Consider the following 17,510-nt stretch of genomic DNA (forward strand, 5'->3'; position numbering starts at 1 on the left):
ATGGCGCCACGACGCCCTGAGACAGCTGCGCTTTCAAGCGACGTCCATGTTGTCGTCCCGGCTCTCCGTTCTGCTGCGTCCGGGACGATCTTAGCGGGGGCAACGAGGCGTGGATCTCGTAGAACGTGTCGCGAGGATCTGTGGTCTTGCGCCGGAGACAAAGCTGTTCCACAAGAGCGCCATCTTTCACTCAACACGGCGCAACGATGAGCGAACTCAAGCAAATGACCGGGACGGCAGATGGCCAGGTGGAATCACTCTTGAACTTGGCAGTGGCTGCCGGGGCTGAGATCCTGAAGGTCTATGCCGAAGACTTCAGCGCATCGGTCAAGGGGGATGGCTCGCCGGTCACCGTCGCCGATCAGGCGGCAGAAGACGTCATCCTAAATGGCCTCGCAAAACACTTTCCGGATGTGCCTGTGGTGGCCGAAGAATCCGTCGAAGCCGGGCAGCTGCCGGAGGGCGGTGCTCGGTATTTCCTTGTTGATCCTCTGGATGGCACCAAGGAATTCGTAAAGCGCAACGGTGAGTTCACGGTCAATATCGCGCTGATCTATGAGGGAACGCCACTTTTTGGCGTGGTTTATGCGCCCGCGCTGAAAGAGATCTACTGGGGAGGCGCCTTGCCGGGTGGCGAAGCGCAGGGTGCCTTTCAGGGGCAGGTTTCAGGTGGTGAAATCGTTGATGTTGGAAAAATCTCTGTTCGAAAGCCGCCGGAAGCGGGCTTGAGTGTTCTGGCAAGCCGCTCGCATTTGTCTGAAGAAACCGAAGCGCTGATCGCAAAGCTGAATGTTGCCGAGAAGGTCTGTGTCGGCTCGTCGTTGAAGCTGTGCTGGGTTGCTGCGGGACGGGCGGATCTCTATCCGCGCATGGCACCGACCATGCAGTGGGACATTGCGGCCGGCGATGCGGTGGTCCGGGCCGCTGGCGGCCATGTGGTGCTTGCAGAAACCGGTGGGGACTTCGTTTACAGGCTTGCCGAGGGCGCGACTAAAGACGATCTGCGCAATCCGCATTTCATCGCGGTGAGCGATCTGGCGCTCTTGCCATGATGGGCGTTGGGGCGCGTAAGGAAACGTGAAGGTCTTATCAGCAAATATGTCGTTGGCATTATAGGCGTTCGGCACGCGGGAAAGGCAACAGTGACATGACGATCCTGATCACCGGTGGCGCAGGCTACATCGGATCCCACTGCTGCGTGACCTTCCTGGAAGCAGGTCACGATGTCGTCGTGCTCGACAACTTTTCTAACTCCAGCCCGGAAAGCCTCAAACGGATTACCGCGATTACGGGCAAGGAAGTTGCCCATGAAGAGGGCGACATCCGAAACCGTGCCACGCTTGAACGAGTATTGAGGACGTACAACTGCACAGGCGTTATTCACTTTGCCGGGTTGAAAGCGGTTGGTGAGTCCACAAAGGTTCCGCTCAGCTATTATGCCAACAACATCACCGGATCCCTCGAGCTCTTGGCCGCGATGGAGGCGTGCAATGTGCGCCAGCTCATTTTCTCCTCTTCGGCCACAGTTTATGGCGAGCCTAAGTTCTTGCCCTTGACGGAAGATCATCCGCTCAGCGCCACCAACCCTTATGGCCGCACAAAGCTGATGATTGAGGAAATTCTGGGCGATGTCTCTGCGAGTGACCCGCAATGGCGCTTCGGCATCTTGCGCTATTTCAATCCGGTCGGCGCTCACAAAAGCGGCCTGATCGGTGAAGACCCGCAAGGGATTCCGAACAACCTGATGCCGTTTGTCTCGCAAGTCGCCAGCGGTCGACGCGACAAACTCTCGGTCTTTGGCAACGACTATGACACTCGCGATGGCACCGGTGTCCGCGATTACATCCACGTGGTCGATCTGGTGGAAGGGCACCTGCGCGCCTATGAGGCCCTGTCTTCGCTCACAGACACGGACAACAGCTTTACCGTCAATCTGGGGACCGGAACCGGCTACAGCGTTCTGGAGATGGTGAAAGCCTTTGAACGGGCGTCAAACCAGGCGATCCCTTATACAATCGCTCCGAGGCGTCCCGGGGACGTCGCCGAGGTTTATGCCGACACAAACAAAGCGGCGGACAAGCTCAACTGGACCGCTGAACGCGGCCTTGAGGACATGTGCTCCGACACCTGGAACTGGGCCTGCAAAAACCCGAAGGGCTATGGCGCGTCGAGCGATTAAAACCCTACGACAAAGGCCCGTAAAAGCCACAGCGCAATGAGCGCCCCCAGCCTGGGCGCTTGTTCTTTTCCGCTTCTAGTGCCGCAGCTTCCCAGTCGTAAGGCAGGATCTTTTCCTGAAAACTCCATCCGGATGCACCTTTGGTCATCAGCGCATACCGCGCGTGCGGGCTGCCAACTTCCATTGTGTGGCGGTTCGGGTGATCATCTTCATAAGACGGCAAGCCGACGCTGCCGGGGTTGAGGATCGTCTGCCTCGTCTCATGAAGATGAATGACCCGCGGAATATGCGTGTGACCGCAGCAAATGATCGGGGATGTTTCGCCCTTGAGCTCAGCAATCAGCGTTTCTTCATCCGGCAGATGGCCTTTGGGGCCCTCCACCTTTTCGGTCAAATACCGGTCGTCATTGTCCGGAGTGCCATGGCAAAGGAAAACGTCATCACTCAACCGGATGGTCGGTTCAGAGGTCTTCAGCCAGTCACGGCTCTGGCGGGACAGCCGTTCGGCTGTAAAGGCGTCCGTGGGGCCCATCTTTTCAATCGGATTTTCAAGGACGATCCGATCATGATTGCCGCGCACCGTTGGCCACTTGCTGTCCCGCAGGATCGCAGCCGTCTCCTCCGGCCACAGAGGACCAGAGACGCAATCGCCAAGATTGACGACGACATCAGGAGCTTCGCCGGTAAGATCCGCCAGCACCGCTTCCAGTGCCAGTACATTGCCGTGAATGTCCGAAACAACCGCAATTTTCATGAATGATTGCCTCATTTACATTCTGCCATCCCTGCGGAGGCAGGGATCCAGTAACCCGGAAAGATATGCAGGAGCCCTGACAGCCGTTTGAAGGTCCCGAGCCCCTGCCTACGCAGGGGCGGCACAGGGTCGTGCGGTCAGCTCTCCCCGAACACCCGCTCAAAAATCACGTCGACGTTCTTGGTGTGATAGCCAAGATCGAAACGGTCGCGGATTTCGTCCTCTGAGAGATACTTGCGGACATCGTCATCGTTCAAAAGCTCGGTGAGGAAATCGACCTTCGCATCGCCCGAAACCTGGTAGCTGTCCCAGACCTTCATGGCATTGCGCTGAACCAGGCGGTAGGCATCTTCGCGGGACGAGCCGGCCTGGGTCAGCGCGAGCAGGATGCGCTGGGAGTGCACCAAGCCGCCAAGGCGGTCCATGTTGCCGACCATGCGCTCCGGATAGACCACCAGCTTGTCGACAACGCCGGTCAGGCGGGCGAGGGCAAAATCAAGGGTCACGGTCGTGTCCGGGCCGATCATGCGCTCGACGGAGGAATGGGAAATGTCTCGCTCATGCCACAGCGCAACGTTTTCCATCGCTGGAACCGCCGACATGCGCACCAGCCGGGCCAGACCGGTCAGGTTTTCCGTCAGCACCGGATTCCGCTTGTGCGGCATGGCCGAGGAGCCTTTCTGGCCTTTGGAGAAGAACTCCTCCGCTTCCAGGACTTCCGTGCGCTGCAGGTGGCGGATTTCGGTGGCAAGGCGCTCGATGGAGGACGCGATAACCCCGAGTGTTGCGAAATACATGGCGTGCCGGTCCCGCGGGATCACCTGGGTGGAAACCGGTTCCGGTTTCAGGCCGAGGGACTTGGCAACGTGTTCTTCCACGCGCGGATCGATATTGGCGAAGGTGCCGACAGCGCCCGAGATCGCGCCGGTGGCGATTTCTTCGCGTGCATTCAGAAGGCGCGCCTTGCAGCGGTCGAACTCCGCATAAGCTTGAGCCATTTTCAGGCCGAAAGTGACCGGTTCGGCGTGGATGCCGTGCGACCGGCCGATGGTGACCGTGTCTTTGTGCTCAAATGCCCGGCGCTTGATGGCCGCCAGCAGCTCGTCCATGTCCTTCAAAAGAAGATCGGTTGCCTTGACCAGCTGGATGTTGAAGCAGGTGTCCAGAACATCGGACGAGGTCATGCCTTGGTGCACGAAGCGGGCATCTGGTCCGACGATCTCTGCAAGATGGGTCAGGAAGGCAATGACGTCATGCTTTGTCTCCCGCTCGATCTCGTCGATGCGGTCGATGTCGAAGGTGGCGCTTCCGCCTTTTTCCCAGATCGTCTTGGCAGCGTCTTCCGGGATCACGCCGAGCTCCGCCAACGCATCGCAGGCATGCGCCTCGATCTCGAACCAGATGCGGAATTTCGACTCCGGAGACCAGATATCGACCATGTCTTGGCGGGAATAGCGCGGGATCATCGCAGGTTCAGTCCTCGTCTTGGGAAGTGTTGGCTGCGGGATAGCAGAGCGCGCCCGGCCCTTCAATGGAAAGCCGCCGTTTTTGCTTGCAGCGGGCCGGGGAATATGACTGATTATCGCGCAACTCAACCATTTCTGGTGTCGGAGGCCTTCATGACCATCTGGCGACCCGCCAATTTCATCACTGTCAAAGCCCTGGCGCTCATCTGGCAAGATGACGCTCTGCTCCTGACCGAGATCTATGACGATCATGGCAATGTAAAGGGCATGCGCCCCTTGGGCGGAACTGTTGAATTCGGTGAAGCTTGGCGCGATACGTTGCAGCGGGAGTTTTTGGAAGAACTCGGTGCGCGGATATCTCTGGGCACTGACCACTTTGTCCTTGAAAACATCTACGAACACTACGGCCAAACCGGCCATGAGATCGTTTTCTTGTGCCACGCGCATTTTTCAGATGGGCGCTTCTACCGGCAAGATGCCATCCCTTTTCTGGAGCATGACGAAACCGAGTGTATTGCCAGATGGATGTCGGTTGCAGAATTGAAGGCCAAACAGATCGAACTCTACCCGGAAGGCTTGATGGAGCGGCTCACCCAACCTGTCGCCGGCTCGGCTGTCAGCCGCCGATACAGCTAAAACGACGCGCGATCGCTTGATTCTTTGTGTGTCCGCCAGAAATACTGTGAGGAAGGTGTACGCGGAGACGGAAAGGGAGGCCGGTTTTGGTGCTTACACGGAGCGCAGGTCTGCCAATCGGTTTCTTGGCGGTTTTCATTGTTTGGATGAGTGTGATTTCCGGCCCAACGTTGGCGAACGGGGGATTGGAAGATGTTCAGCGGGTTTTGAACACGCCGGAACGCTTGTCTCTCATCGTTGAAAAACGCCGACGGGAAATCAGCGCTTATTACGGGTCTGAAGATGCGTCTCTCTTATGGCTTGGAACGGACAGGGCCGCGGCCTTCTTGGATCTCCTTAGAAATGCGCATCTCCACGGTATTCGTCCGGAAGACTATCCGCGTGCCTATCTGGAAGCCGAACTCAAGTCCGTTGACGAAGGCCTCAACCCTTCAGAGATTGCATGGATTGAGCTCCTGTTCACAGGCCATTTTCTTGACTTTGCCAATGACCTCCGGGCTGGCCGGGTAACGCCTCGGGTGCTCTATCCTGACGCCTACATGCCCGTCCACACAATCAACGGGACAGATGCCTTGAAGCGGCTCGCGGCCGCGCCCCAACTGCCGGATTTCGTGTCGATTTGGGAACCGCAGGACGATACCTATCGCTTGCTGAAGACCCACCTTGAGCGGCTGTACTCAGTTAGGGATGACGGCGGTTTTACATATTTGGATATTAAAGAAACGCTGTCGCCGGGCACACAGAGTGATCAGGTGCCTGATCTGCGGCGCCGGATGTTCGAAGACGGTCTTGTCGGCGAAAGTACAGGTGGAGAGCTTTTCGACAAGCGGCTTGCATTTGCGGTCGCCCAATCCAAACACAGATACGTTCTTCCTGTTTCCAGCGAGGTGACACCCCGGCTTGTCCGCGCGCTGAACATTCCCATTGAGCGCCGGATCGAACAGGTCAGCAACGCCATGGAGCGCATTCGCTGGATCCCGCCGGAGTATTCCCGGGTCAAGCTGTTCATCAACAAGGGCGAGAACCAGTTTGTATTCTCTGAGTCGGGGCGTGTGGTGATGGAAGGTCAGGCTTTTGCCAACTGCCCGGACCGAAACCACGCGAATACGGCGACAGCCATTGAAGCTGTGACCTTTCATCCAACCTGGCAGGTTCCGCTGGAGTTTCTTGGAAATGAATTGCTGCCGCGGTTGAAGGACGATCCGGCGGAGGTTGAGGGTGTTGGGTACTATTTGAGACGGAGAGGGGCGGATGTGCCGCTCAGTTCGCTCCCTTGGGGACAGGCAACGCCGCGCGCCATCAACCGTTTCAAAGATGAGTTCAATCTTTATCTGCCAGCTTCAGACGAAAATCCTCTCGGAAGCTACGCATTCCGGCTCCGGCAAGAACAGAAACTGGCGTTGTTCCATCTGGATTCTGCCCCGGAAGACGGTGTGTTCTGCAACCCCTATCTTCCGGCCAATGCGTTTGGAATTGTCGATGGGTTGGCGTTGCTGGAGCAGGTGATCGAGCCGAGGGTGTTTCCCGCCGAGGGAATCGAAAATCGGCTCGCACGGGGGGATACGATTACCTTTCCCGCCCGGTCGGGCCTGATGGCCGTTGCAACGCACCAGTCCGTCTGGCTGCAGCATCAAGGCGCAATCCGCTTCGGCCATGACCCCTATCTAGAGGATGCACGGCTCACTGCCGCTTTGTCCGGGAGACCAAAACCCTAGGTCTCTCTCGCGGAATGCAGTCATTCGCGTCCTGTTTTTCGAAACGGCCCTTCATAGATGTCGTCTTCCAGGGTGCCGTATTCAGCCAACTCTTCGATCTTCTCCTGCGCCATGTAGCGGGCGAATTTTTCTTGCGGCAGTCTCAGGTGAATGGCTCCGATATAGATCACCGTTGCGAACCCTGCGATCAGAAGAATGTCCGGGCCGAGCGGCAAAATTCCAGATCCGCCCCCAAAGGAACCCAGATAAGAAAATACAACAATCCCGATGAGATAGGGCACCAGCCAGGATGCCTCCCGCCAATCGAGGTTGGCGTAACCGATTTGATATCCGCGGATCATCAGAAGCACAAATCCTGCCGCAAGGCTGAGCCCCAAATGAAGCATGGTATGCCAGCCGGTCCAGTAGATGATCAGCGTTGCAACGACAAAGGCCAGACAGCCAAGAACTGGCGCGGCAGGCAAGGTGAAGGCACGGGGCGCATCAGGAAGCAGCTTTCTCAAGGCGACCACAGCGATCGGTCCGACAATGAAAGACAGAACGATGGTCGAGGTGTTTAGTGCAAGCACCTCGTCGAAGGGGAGCGCAAAGAAAAAGAGCGCTGCGACCGCAAAATTGACGAGCAACGAAAACAGCGGCACGCCCTTGTCCGACAACGTTTCCATGAATTTCGGGAACAGCCCGTTCTGAGCCATAGCAAGTCCCAGCCGGGCGTTGGAGCCCACCGAAACGAGGCCGGAGGCGAAACTGGAAATCCTGGCTGTGGTGTCCAGCAGGCTGACGACCCAAAGTGCGCCAACGGCTGTGGCCAGTGCCGCGAGTGGGCCGAGGTCGCCGCCGAAATGAAGTCCTGACCAGCCATTTTGCAACTGAGCTGCATCCAATGCGCCAAGGAAGGCAATCTGTAGTCCGCCATAGACAAACAAGCAGATCAAAAGGCTCAGGATCAGGGCGAGCGGGATATTGACCTTCGGATTTTTTGCCTCACCGGCCAAGTCGATGACATGCCGGAAGCCAAGGAGCGAGAAAATCACGCCGCCGGAAGAGATGGCGGCGAGGATGCCCTTCAAACCCTCCGGTGCAAAGCCGCCATGGTTCGTGAAGTTGGACGGTTTGAAGCTGAGACTGATGATCACGACCGCCAGGAGAACCGGCACGAGGATTTTCAGCCAGGTCAATGCCGTGTTGATCCGGGCAAAGAGCTTGACGCCAAATGCGTTGATCACGGTGAAAACGGCCAGGAGCACCAGAGCGACTGCGAGCCCTCCGGTGCTAAGCTCGTTGTCGTTCAAATAGAGCCAGGGGGCCAACGTCTTGGAATACCGAAGGATGGCCTCGACCTCGATGGTGGCTGCCGTGTTGTAACCAACCCAAGCGGTCCATCCCATGGCCATCGAGACGACTGTTCCATGAGAAAACTGAGGCACCCGCCCGATGCCGCCAGCGACCGGCAGAATTGTTGAGATTTCCGCAAATGTGATCGCAATCAACAGCATGGCAACGCCGCCGATCAACCAGGCAATCAGCGAGGCCGGACCGGCAGATTGCGCGGCGATCATCGGAACAAACAGCCAGCCTGACCCAAGAATGCCGCTGATCGCGACAAACGTGAGGCCAAGCAGGCCAATGTTGCGTTGCATATGTGCCAAACGACACCCCCCAGACTTTGCACTTCAGCTTAGCCGAAGGGACAGCCGGATCAAAAGGTGTTTGGCGAAGAGTTTTTGCTTCTGTTAGGCGTTCGCAGCCGCAGTCCGGATTGCATCGATGTTGGACTTGTAGGCGTCGACTGTACCGCCCTTGAAAACGGCGGATCCGGCAACGAGGACGTTGGCACCTGCTGCTGCAACCAGCGGAGCGGTCTCGGGCGTGACACCGCCATCGATCTCCAGATCGATTGGCCGGTCACCGATCATTTGTTTGATCCGGGCTGTCTTTTCCACCATTGCCTCAATGAACTTCTGACCGCCGAAGCCCGGGTTCACCGTCATCACAAGGATGAGGTCGAGCCGGTCGAGCACGTACTCCAAAACGCTTTCCGGCGTTGCCGGGTTCAGCGACACACCGGCCTTTTTGCCGAGCGCGCGAATGGCCTGCAGCGACCGGTCAAGGTGGGTGGTTGCTTCTGCGTGCACGGTGATGATGTCCGACCCGGCTTTGGCAAAGGCTTCCAGGTACGGATCGCAAGGTTCAATCATCAAATGCGTGTCGAACACCTTGTCTGTGTGCGGGCGCATCTTGGCAATGACATCCGGGCCGAAAGTGATGTTGGGAACGAAATGGCCGTCCATCACATCAAGGTGGATCCAGTCTGCTCCCGCCTCGACAACATCGCGGACTTCCTGGCCGAGCTTGGAAAAGTCAGAGGCAAGGACGGACGGTGCAATAATAATCTCGCGCGGCATTTACGGATCTCCTGCGGGCGGCGGCAACGCCGGTCATAGACTGTTGGCGCCGCGCTACCACGTGTCCGGCAGACCGGCAAGTCAAAGAGCTCGCTCCTAATCGGTTAAACTGTTCACAGCCGTCCGGAGATGGCGAGAAACCGGCCGTCAGGCCCTTCAAAGCCGTGGGTTGCCATGTGAACGATCACCGTGATGACAGGTGGCTTGTCTTCCGGGAAATAGCTGACGACCGTGTCTATACGGTAGCCGATCGGGCACCCGCGGCTTTTCGGGAGGCTTTTGTCCAGATGCCGGACGCGCGCTTCTCCGCCATAGATCGTGTTGAGCTGGAACCCCTTGGTGGCCGCGCCATAGCTGGCACACGTGTCGTCGGGCAGGGGAAATTCCATCAATTGGATCTCCATCGGCTCATCGATTGGGGGGACGACTGGGCGCAGATTGACCTTCATGTTGAAAGGATTGGCGGAGATTTCCGTGATCGGATTGCTGCCGACTGTCAGTCCGTGGCCGTCAATACCGAGGGAATTGAGAAGCGGGTCTGCAGCGGCCCTGTTGGCGGCCCGGGCAGCCTTCAGGAGCGCCACAGGATTGTAGCCGTCGCTGTCGTCGATTTCATCGCGGCGGCGAAACGGAGACGGGCTCACCCATTTGTCCTCATGGACATCGATCACGAATATTTCTGAATAGGGAAAACCGGAGCCGTCCTGAATTCCTGACTGCTCAAAGGCAAAGTAACGGCCATCTTCAGAGTAGCCGAGAATGTCCAAACGGGCCTGATCGCCAGCAATGGCTGCCGACATCGAGCCTGTTATGAACGCAAGATAAGCAACGAGCAGTTTGCAGAAACGCATGACCGGTCTCCCTTCGATTTGTTCAAGAGAGTATCGCCGGGTTTTAGGTCTGTCAGGTCTGCGGCGTCACAGTTTTGAGCTTTAGTCCGCAAAACCATCCGACAAACGGTTTCAGGACCATCGGCAAAATATAGATCGGGAATTGTCCGACTGCGAACCAAAGCCACGTGAGCTCTGGTAGTGTTCCGCCAAAGGCGGCAACCATCAGCCCCATGTTGCGCGTGCCGCAAGTGTGCGCAATGGCATAGGCATCTTCTCGGCTTGCGGGCGAAAACAGGAGCAGGGTCACACCGATCTGTGCAAAGGCGAGGCAGAAAGTGATCGCGGTCAAGCCGAGGGTAAAGCCAGGTTTGTCCGCGAAACTCGCCGCAACGCCATCCATCGCAGCAATCGCAAAGATCAAAAGCAAGAGAACATTCAAGCCGCTGATCATATTTGCACCGTTTGCAATTCGTTCCTGTCCGGCAATCCGGCGGATCACCATTGCAGTAAGAAACGACCCAACAAGCAGAAATGACAGTTGCGCAGCCAAGCCACCGATACTCAGCGGCAAGGCGTCCCCCAACATCAACTCGCCGATGAAAGGTGCCGAAAGCGGCGTAATGATCAGGGCCGCAACGGAAAGCGCAAGGCTGAGCGTTCCATTCAGGCCCAGGAGATAGATAAAGGCCGGCGCGGCCATAACCGGCGGGGCGGCCGTGGAGATAAACAAGGCCAGCACAAGTTCAGGTCCAAGCGTTTCCGGTCCAATCAACTTAACCGCCGCAAAAGCAATCAACGGCACACCGAGCATCATCCAAACGAGTGCGGTGAGGAGAAGTGTCGGTCGTTTCAAACGCAGTTTGATGGCTTCGATATCCACCCTCAAGAAAGCCAGCACAAGCAGGCTGAAGACGGAAACACCGAGATAGGGTCGCAGATGTTCCGATAGGGCTGGTAGCGCCATGCCGATGAAGATACTCACAGCCAAAGCGGCCGTTCCATGCTGGCCGATCCATGCCACAGCTACCGCGAGCATCCGAATCATTTAAAATCAACTCCTGAAAATCGCGTGTGGGCAGGGACTTGCGGTTCTTTTAAGGGAACTTGACCGGACTTGCCAATCACGATGGCGTCCTGCCGTCGGACTGTGGGCCATGACAACTTCGAAACAGATGCAGACATTTGATGTGATGGTTCTGGGAGCCGGAATTGTCGGTGTTTCGACCGCAGCGCATTTGCGCCGCCTTGGCTTGGATGTCGCTTTGATCGATCGGAAGCATCCGGGCGGCGAAGCTTCTGCAGGCAATGCAGGCGTCGTCCAGCACAATGGATTCGTCCCGCAAGGTCTACCGAAAAACCCGGTGGCGTTCCTAAAGTCATCCTTCAATCTTGGCGGACCATTTTCGTACAGACCGCTTACCTTGGCGAAGATGCTCCCGTGGATCCGGCAGTACGTGCGGGCAAGCTACGGCGAGGCGGCAGAGACGTATTGCCGGGCCATCATGCCGTTGCGCCAACAGGCGGTCAAAGCGCATCTTGATCTTGCCGAGCAGTCAAATGCCGGCCGGTTTTACCGGAAGGGTGGTTGGCTGCACCTGTACCGAACGCCAGCCAGTTTTGATGCAGATGATATGTCCCGGTACTACGCCCGGATCTACGGCGTTGATTACAAGGAAATGGATGGCGCAGAAGCCAGTGTTCTGGAGCCTGGGTTGAAGCTTTCAGGCATCAAGGCCGTGCATTGGACAGAAAGCTGGTCGGTCTCCAACCCGGCTGCTGTCGTCGATGCATTCTGGCGGGGATACATCCAAAACGGTGGCCAGTATTTTCGCGCGGACGCCAAAAAGCTGATCCGCCAGAGAGGCGGGTGGAGCCTCGAGGGAGAACGTGGGCCCGTGTTCGCCCGCAATGCCGTCGTTTGCCTCGGCGCCTGGTCCATGGATGTCCTGAAGAAACTTGGCGAGCAGTATCCGCTGGCCGTCAAGCGCGGCTACCACATGCATTATAGGCCGCTCTCCGGGGCGTCCCTGTCGCGCCCCGTGGTGGACATTGACAACGGGTTTGCATTAACTCCCACCGACTCCGGCATCCGGCTGACGACGGGAGTGGAGCTGGCAGGACGCGACGCACCGCCGAACCTGCAGATCATCAAACAAGTCCGGCGCAGGGCAGAAGAGATCTTTTCTCTCGGACGCGCGCTTCACGATGAACCATGGGTGGGAAGCCGGCCCTGTGTGCCGGATTCTCTTCCGGTCATCGGACCGTCGCCGTCTGTAAAAGGGTTGTGGCTCAATTTCGCCCATGGCCATGATGGTTTTACGCTCGGACCGGTCTCCGGCCAGATCATGGCCGATATGATTGCCAACAAACCTCTTGGTGAGGATGTAACGGGCGTCTCGCCTAACCGGTTTCAGACACAAAAGATATGACAACCCGGATTTAGCTGGAAGGCCCGATATAGGTCGCCTTGATTTGGTCGATCGATCCGTCGTCTTTCATGCGGCGGATAATCCGGTCGTAGTCGGTCTTTAACTTGTCCATATCCGGGTGCGTGGAGGCTTTGGAGAAGACGTTGTAATAGGCTTTCGACTTCATTGGCTTTGGAAGAAAATCGATCTTGTTGCGATAGCCGCCGATATGAGCCTGGTGCAGTGTTGAGATGGTGTTCATCGGAACCGCGTCGATCCTGCCTGCGAGCAGCTTGTCGATCTGCAGGGAATTCTCTGAGACAAGTTGCAGCTGGAGGCCCGCGTCCCAGAATTCCGGGGTGTAGGAAATTCCATGCGTTGCACCGATCGTCATTGAGCGCAGGTCATCGAACTTCGAAAACGTGAACTTGCCGCGATCTTCCGCCCTGATGAAGAAATTCCAGTCCAGATCGATGTAGCTTTCGCTTGGATAGTCCAGAAAGGTGCGGCGGTCTTCGTTTTGCGAATACAATAGCAGCACATCGATCCGACCAGCTTTGGCTTCGACCTGCAGGCGCTGGTCGGATTCAATAAGCAGCACTTCATAGTCTATCGCGAGTTCGCGCAGGACCTCATCCATGACTTCGATGTCGATGCCGCGGACTTGTCCGTCCGCCTCGTATTTGAAGGGGGCTTGAGGATTGGCGGCAATGATGAGAGGGCGTGCTGTCGCCGATGTTTGCCACATCGCAGCCAAAAGACAGCATATGCAAAACAGACCGATTTTCCGAAGCACGCCTAAAAACCTTCCCAAGTCACTGCCTGACAAACACACGGGAGGATTCACTGTTCCATGCAATAGCCAAACAAACAGTGAATTTTGGAGAGGAGGCAATGTACAGCGCGTCTCAATTCTCGCGAAGAGGCAGTGCGGCGGTATCCTTTACCGTGTTGACAACGATACGTGACTGAACGTCAGATACCAATGTATTATCGAGAAGCTTCAGACGCAGGAAGTCGTCATAAGTCTTGATGTCATCGGTTACCACCTTGATGAGGTAATCGACAGCACCTGTGATACGTTCGCAAATAACGACTTCCGGCCAATGATGGACGAGCTTGTCGAACGTTTCCATGTTTTCGCGACTGGGAACGGCAAGCTTGACGAAGGAATAGGCGACAAAGCCAAGGCCCACAGCTTCGCGGTCTATAATCGCGGTAATTTGCTTGATGATGCCTTGTTCCTTCAACCGCTTGATGCGGCGCCAGCAAGGGGTCTGGCTCATGCCGGCCTCTTTGGCGACTTCTGCGATTGAAAGGGAGGCATCCCTTTGCAAAACGCGCAAAACACGGATGTCGGACGGGTCCAGAAGATTCTTTTCGGTCATTGGGTCATTTTCGGAAATTTTATGCTGCCTAGTGACGAATTGCAGTGACGATAGCACAGAAATCGCTGCTGAAAAGGACGATATTAATCGGAAATGGAAGTTCGCCGCAGAGGGCCGCCCCGGGGGCGTAGGAGGAGAATACCGAATGGATGTGCTTGTGTCCGATATCAGCCTTGAAGACAAATACACCGCGACGGACGGTCGTGTGTATCTGACAGGCATTCAGGCGCTGGTCAGATTGGCTCTGGACCGCGCGCGCCTGGACCGGCAGGCAGGTCTTAAAACCGGTGGTTTCATTTCCGGATACCGCGGGTCGCCGCTGGCTGGATATGACACTGAGTTGGAGCGCGCCCACCGGCACCTGAAGAGCCTTGAAGTTGTTTTCAAGCCTGGCGTGAACGAGGAACTTGGGGCGACCGCAGTTTGGGGAAGCCAAAAACTGCGCGGTGAGGGCGGTGTCGGACGGCCCACAGAATATGACGGCGTCTTTGGCATCTGGTACGGCAAGGCCCCAGGTGTTGACCGGGCTGGCGACGCGCTACGTCAGGGGAACGCATCTGGCACGGACCGCAACGGCGGTGTTCTGGCTTTGGCCGGTGACGATCACCTTGCCAAGTCCTCCATCCTGCCTGCGCAGAGCGAATTCTTCTTCGAGCATGCCGAAATGCCGGTTCTGAACCCGGCGGATATTCAGGACGTTCTCGACTACGGTCTGCACGGGCTTGAGATGTCCCGCTTTTCCAGTTTGTGGACGGCGTTGATCTGTGTGGCCGACACAATGGATGCGTCCGCCACCATCAATGTATCGCCAAACCGTCTGCGGATGGTTCGCCCTCTGGAGGGTGATCCGCGCAAGGATTATCATCAAAACCGCGATCTGCTGCTCGGCAACCGGTTGGAAACAGAGCGCTTGGTGCGTGAGCTCCGGATCCCTGCAGCCCAAGCCTATGTTCGCACAAACGGCCTGGATCGTGTGACCTTCGGTGCCCGGCAAAATCCGAAACTCGGCATTGTTTCTTCCGGCAAAGCCTATCGGGACCTGCTTCAGGCGCTCGATCTCATGGGTGTGACCGAAGACAAGGCCAAAGCGCTGGGCCTCGGCATCTATAAGGTCGCAATGACCTGGCCGATGGAACCGCTTGGCCTGCGGGATTTTGCCCGCGGCGCAGAGAAACTGTTGGTCGTGGAGCACAAGCGGGCCTTCATGGAACCACAGATCAAGGAAATCTCCTATCACTGGCCGGACATGAGCCGTCCTGAGATTTGGGGCAAACGCCGGCCAGACGGATCGCCGTTCCTGTCGGATGTTCTTGAGATCTCTGTCGCTGAACTCATCGAGGGTTTGATGAAGTGGCTGCCGGCAGATGCTGTCACCGAAGAAATGCAGGCCGTTGCTGGGCGCATGACCAAACAGGCCATGTGGGCGCAGGGCCATGCGGAACGCGCCTCCCGGGTGCCTTACTTCTGTTCCGGCTGTCCGCATTCAACCTCGACCAAGACGCCGGAAGGCTCCCGGTCTATGCCGGGTATCGGCTGCCACGCCATGACCGAAATGGCAGGCCGGACCACGGAAGGCCAGATCCAGATGGGCGGAGAGGGCGTCCTTTGGGTTGGTCAGCAGCCGTTCTCGGGCGACAGCCATGTGTTCGCAAACGTCGGCGATGGAACATATTTCCACTCCGGTATCCTTGCGATCCGTCAGGCGCTCGCGGCCAAGGTGCCGATCACCTACAAGATCCTTTACAACGATGCCGTGGCCATGACCGGTGGTCAGAAGCATGATGGACAGTTGAGTGTTCCGCAGATTACCCGTCAGCTGGAAGCTGAAGGCGTAGAACGCATTGCGGTGGTCTCCGAAAATCCGGATGCCTACGGATCGTGGACACCGATTGCAGCCGGAACCAAGGTCTATCATCGCGACGAGTTGATGGATGTCCAGAAGGAGCTGCAGACCTTCAACGGCGTTTCCGTAATCGTTTACGACCAAACCTGTGCAGCCGAGAAACGGCGCCGCCGGAAGCGCGGGCTGTTCCCGGATCCGGATCAGCGCCTGTTTATCAACGATCGCGTCTGCGAAGGCTGCGGTGACTGCTCGGTCCAGTCCAACTGCCTTTCGGTTGAACCGCTGGCAACGCCGTTTGGCGAAAAGCGGGTCATCAACCAGTCCAGCTGCAACAAGGACTTTTCCTGCATCAAGGGTTTCTGTCCGTCGTTCGTCGAGATCGACGGTGCGGCGCTCAAAAAGCCGAAAAAGGCTGACGTGGATATCGATGCTCTGGTCGAACAGCTGCCGGAACCGGTTCTGCCAGCGCTGGATCGGACGCAGAACGCGTTGGTTGCCGGCATTGGCGGCATGGGCGTCACCACAATCAGTGCTGTTCTAGCAATGGCGGCGCATATCGATGGCAAGCAAGCCTCGACCCTGGACATGACGGGACTGGCGCAAAAGGGCGGGCCGGTGACCTCGCATGTTCGCTTCGCATCCATTGACCGCGCCATTGAAGGTCCCCGGGTTCCGGCCGCAAGCCTCGATCTTTTGATCGCAAGTGACATGGTCGTTGCCACGAATGCGGAACAACTGGCACTCGCCCACCGTGGCCAGACCGTGACAGTGGCAAACACCAAGGTTGCCCCGACTGCAGAGTTTGTCCTGAAGCAAACCCTGTCTTTCGATGAGAAGAAGATGGACGCGGCCTTGAAGGCGGCATCCGGAACATATCTCGCGATGGATGCGGCCGGAATTGCTGAAAAGCTGCTCGGCGATGCGATCTTTGCCAACATGCTGCTCGTGGGCATGGCCTATCAATCGGGCGCCCTGCCGGTTTCCGGCGATGCCATTGAAACAGCCTTGCAGCTGAACGGGGCGGCAGTGGCCGGCAACATCAAGGCATTCCGCGCCGGCCGTGTTCTGGCTACCGACGCTGAACTGTTGTTGAAGGCTTTGCCAGCGAGCGAAAAGCCGCGCACGTTCACATTGGATGAAAAAATTGCATTCAATGCCGACGAGCTCGTCCGGTATCAGGACGAAGCCTATGCGGCCCGTTACCGGGATCTCGTTGAAAAAGTGAAGGCAGCGGACGAAGCTCATGGCCCGGGGCAAATGCGCCTCTCCAGAACCGTTGCTGATCTGCTCTATAAAGTGATGGCTTACAAAGACGAGTATGAAGTCGGCCGCCTTTATTCCGATCCGGCTTTGAAGGAAAAGATCGCGCAGCGGTTCGAAGATCCGAAGAAGCTAAAGGTCTATCTGGCCCCGCCGATGCTGGCTCACCGGAAAGACCCGAAAACCGGACGCCCGGAGAAGATGGCATTCGGACCGTGGATCTTTACCGCGTTCAAACTCCTTGCCGGGTTCAAAGGCATGCGCGGCAAATGGTACGACCCATTCGGCCGGACCGCGGAGCGCCGTGCGGAACGGGCCCTAATAGGTCAGTACGAAAAGGACATTGCGGAGATCATCACCCGTTTGCCGAACGGCAATTACGGTCTCCTCGTAGAGCTGGCACGGGTGCCGGATCTGGTCCGCGGGTTTGGCCCGGTCAAGGAAGCGAACCTGGAAAAGGCCGTGGACAAACGCCGTGTTGTCCTTGAACAACTCAATACCCGCAAAGACGGCGGCAATGATGGCGATCATCAAAGCGGCGACTTCCTCCAAGCCGCCGAATAACGCGCGGTATTCTTATTGAAAACTCAGGCCGGCGCAGCTTCTGCGCCGGTTTTTCGTTT

14 protein-coding genes are annotated in these 17,510 nt (G+C 57.3%); 6 read left to right on the forward strand and 8 right to left on the reverse strand.

Features of this window, described 5'->3' with window-relative positions; all coding sequences use genetic code 11:
- The first annotated feature begins 206 nt into the window (after positions 1-206).
- A complete protein-coding gene (gene cysQ / locus RBB44_RS22815; protein WP_306150312.1) occupies positions 207-1,052 on the forward strand; it encodes a 3'(2'),5'-bisphosphate nucleotidase CysQ in 846 nt (281 codons plus the stop codon).
- Positions 1,053-1,147: 95 nt separating this feature from the next.
- On the forward strand, positions 1,148-2,179 hold the full coding sequence (gene galE, locus RBB44_RS22820) for a UDP-glucose 4-epimerase GalE (RefSeq protein WP_306150313.1): 1,032 nt from the start codon (positions 1,148-1,150) through the stop codon (positions 2,177-2,179).
- Positions 2,180-2,183: 4 nt separating this feature from the next.
- Here galE and RBB44_RS22825 read toward each other — a convergent pair whose 3' ends face one another.
- Both RBB44_RS22825 and purB read right to left on the reverse strand, forming a co-directional pair.
- Positions 2,184-2,933 (reverse strand): metallophosphoesterase, encoded by a 750-nt coding sequence (locus RBB44_RS22825; RefSeq protein WP_306150314.1) that lies wholly within the window; start codon positions 2,931-2,933, stop codon positions 2,184-2,186.
- Positions 2,934-3,070: 137 nt separating this feature from the next.
- Positions 3,071-4,399, reverse strand: coding sequence for an adenylosuccinate lyase (purB, locus tag RBB44_RS22830; RefSeq protein ID WP_306150315.1), 1,329 nt, complete (start codon positions 4,397-4,399; stop codon positions 3,071-3,073).
- Between the two features lie 153 nt (positions 4,400-4,552).
- Here purB and RBB44_RS22835 point away from each other — a divergent pair, with 153 nt between their 5' ends.
- Positions 4,553-5,035, forward strand: a complete 483-nt coding sequence (locus RBB44_RS22835; protein WP_306150316.1) for an NUDIX hydrolase — start codon at positions 4,553-4,555, stop codon at positions 5,033-5,035.
- A gap of 89 nt (positions 5,036-5,124) precedes the next feature.
- Positions 5,125-6,750, forward strand: a complete 1,626-nt coding sequence (locus RBB44_RS22840; protein WP_306150317.1) for a hypothetical protein — start codon at positions 5,125-5,127, stop codon at positions 6,748-6,750.
- A 20-nt stretch (positions 6,751-6,770) separates the two neighbouring features.
- Here RBB44_RS22840 and RBB44_RS22845 read toward each other — a convergent pair whose 3' ends face one another.
- The 4 genes from RBB44_RS22845 to RBB44_RS22860 all read right to left on the reverse strand — a co-directional run bounded on the left by RBB44_RS22845 (position 6,771) and on the right by RBB44_RS22860 (position 11,033).
- Positions 6,771-8,390: an APC family permease gene (locus RBB44_RS22845; RefSeq protein ID WP_306150373.1), complete on the reverse strand. Its 1,620-nt coding sequence runs from the start codon at positions 8,388-8,390 to the stop codon at positions 6,771-6,773.
- Positions 8,391-8,483: 93 nt separating this feature from the next.
- Entirely contained in the window at positions 8,484-9,155 is a 672-nt protein-coding gene (gene rpe, locus RBB44_RS22850) for a ribulose-phosphate 3-epimerase (RefSeq protein ID WP_133953008.1), read from the reverse strand.
- A 113-nt stretch (positions 9,156-9,268) separates the two neighbouring features.
- A complete protein-coding gene (locus RBB44_RS22855) occupies positions 9,269-10,006 on the reverse strand; it encodes a DUF2259 domain-containing protein (protein WP_306150318.1) in 738 nt (245 codons plus the stop codon).
- A 52-nt stretch (positions 10,007-10,058) separates the two neighbouring features.
- The gene (locus RBB44_RS22860) at positions 10,059-11,033 is read right to left on the reverse strand and encodes a sodium:proton symporter (protein ID WP_306150319.1); all 975 of its coding nucleotides are present in this window, start codon (positions 11,031-11,033) and stop codon (positions 10,059-10,061) included.
- Between the two features lie 109 nt (positions 11,034-11,142).
- Between RBB44_RS22860 and RBB44_RS22865 the strand changes: the two genes are divergently transcribed.
- A complete protein-coding gene (locus RBB44_RS22865) occupies positions 11,143-12,417 on the forward strand; it encodes an FAD-binding oxidoreductase (RefSeq protein WP_306150320.1) in 1,275 nt (424 codons plus the stop codon).
- A gap of 10 nt (positions 12,418-12,427) precedes the next feature.
- Here RBB44_RS22865 and RBB44_RS22870 read toward each other — a convergent pair whose 3' ends face one another.
- Entirely contained in the window at positions 12,428-13,192 is a 765-nt protein-coding gene (locus RBB44_RS22870; RefSeq protein ID WP_306150321.1) for an ABC transporter substrate-binding protein, read from the reverse strand.
- A 112-nt stretch (positions 13,193-13,304) separates the two neighbouring features.
- Entirely contained in the window at positions 13,305-13,784 is a 480-nt protein-coding gene (locus RBB44_RS22875; RefSeq protein WP_008196258.1) for an Lrp/AsnC family transcriptional regulator, read from the reverse strand.
- Positions 13,785-13,929: 145 nt separating this feature from the next.
- On the opposite strand from RBB44_RS22875, the gene RBB44_RS22880 reads away from it, so the two are divergent.
- The gene (locus RBB44_RS22880) at positions 13,930-17,451 is read left to right on the forward strand and encodes an indolepyruvate ferredoxin oxidoreductase family protein (protein WP_306150322.1); all 3,522 of its coding nucleotides are present in this window, start codon (positions 13,930-13,932) and stop codon (positions 17,449-17,451) included.
- Positions 17,452-17,510: the final 59 nt, after the last annotated feature.

Source organism: Roseibium sp. MMSF_3247 (assembly GCF_030733765.1).
Taxonomy (GTDB): domain Bacteria; phylum Pseudomonadota; class Alphaproteobacteria; order Rhizobiales; family Stappiaceae; genus Roseibium.

Bases quoted from the DNA above. Each gene is read 5' to 3' on its own strand.
- RBB44_RS22835 (WP_306150316.1), top strand. From the start codon at position 4,553: ATGACCATCTGGCGACCCGCCAATTTCATCACTGTCAAAGCCCTGGCG.
- rpe (WP_133953008.1), bottom strand. From the start codon at position 9,155: ATGCCGCGCGAGATTATTATTGCACCGTCCGTCCTTGCCTCTGACTTT.
- cysQ (WP_306150312.1), top strand. From the start codon at position 207: ATGAGCGAACTCAAGCAAATGACCGGGACGGCAGATGGCCAGGTGGAA.
- RBB44_RS22880 (WP_306150322.1), top strand. From the start codon at position 13,930: ATGGATGTGCTTGTGTCCGATATCAGCCTTGAAGACAAATACACCGCG.
- RBB44_RS22860 (WP_306150319.1), bottom strand. From the start codon at position 11,033: ATGATTCGGATGCTCGCGGTAGCTGTGGCATGGATCGGCCAGCATGGA.
- RBB44_RS22845 (WP_306150373.1), bottom strand. From the start codon at position 8,390: ATGCAACGCAACATTGGCCTGCTTGGCCTCACGTTTGTCGCGATCAGC.
- RBB44_RS22875 (WP_008196258.1), bottom strand. From the start codon at position 13,784: ATGACCGAAAAGAATCTTCTGGACCCGTCCGACATCCGTGTTTTGCGC.
- RBB44_RS22825 (WP_306150314.1), bottom strand. From the start codon at position 2,933: ATGAAAATTGCGGTTGTTTCGGACATTCACGGCAATGTACTGGCACTG.
- purB (WP_306150315.1), bottom strand. From the start codon at position 4,399: ATGATCCCGCGCTATTCCCGCCAAGACATGGTCGATATCTGGTCTCCG.
- galE (WP_306150313.1), top strand. From the start codon at position 1,148: ATGACGATCCTGATCACCGGTGGCGCAGGCTACATCGGATCCCACTGC.
- RBB44_RS22855 (WP_306150318.1), bottom strand. From the start codon at position 10,006: ATGCGTTTCTGCAAACTGCTCGTTGCTTATCTTGCGTTCATAACAGGC.
- RBB44_RS22865 (WP_306150320.1), top strand. From the start codon at position 11,143: ATGACAACTTCGAAACAGATGCAGACATTTGATGTGATGGTTCTGGGA.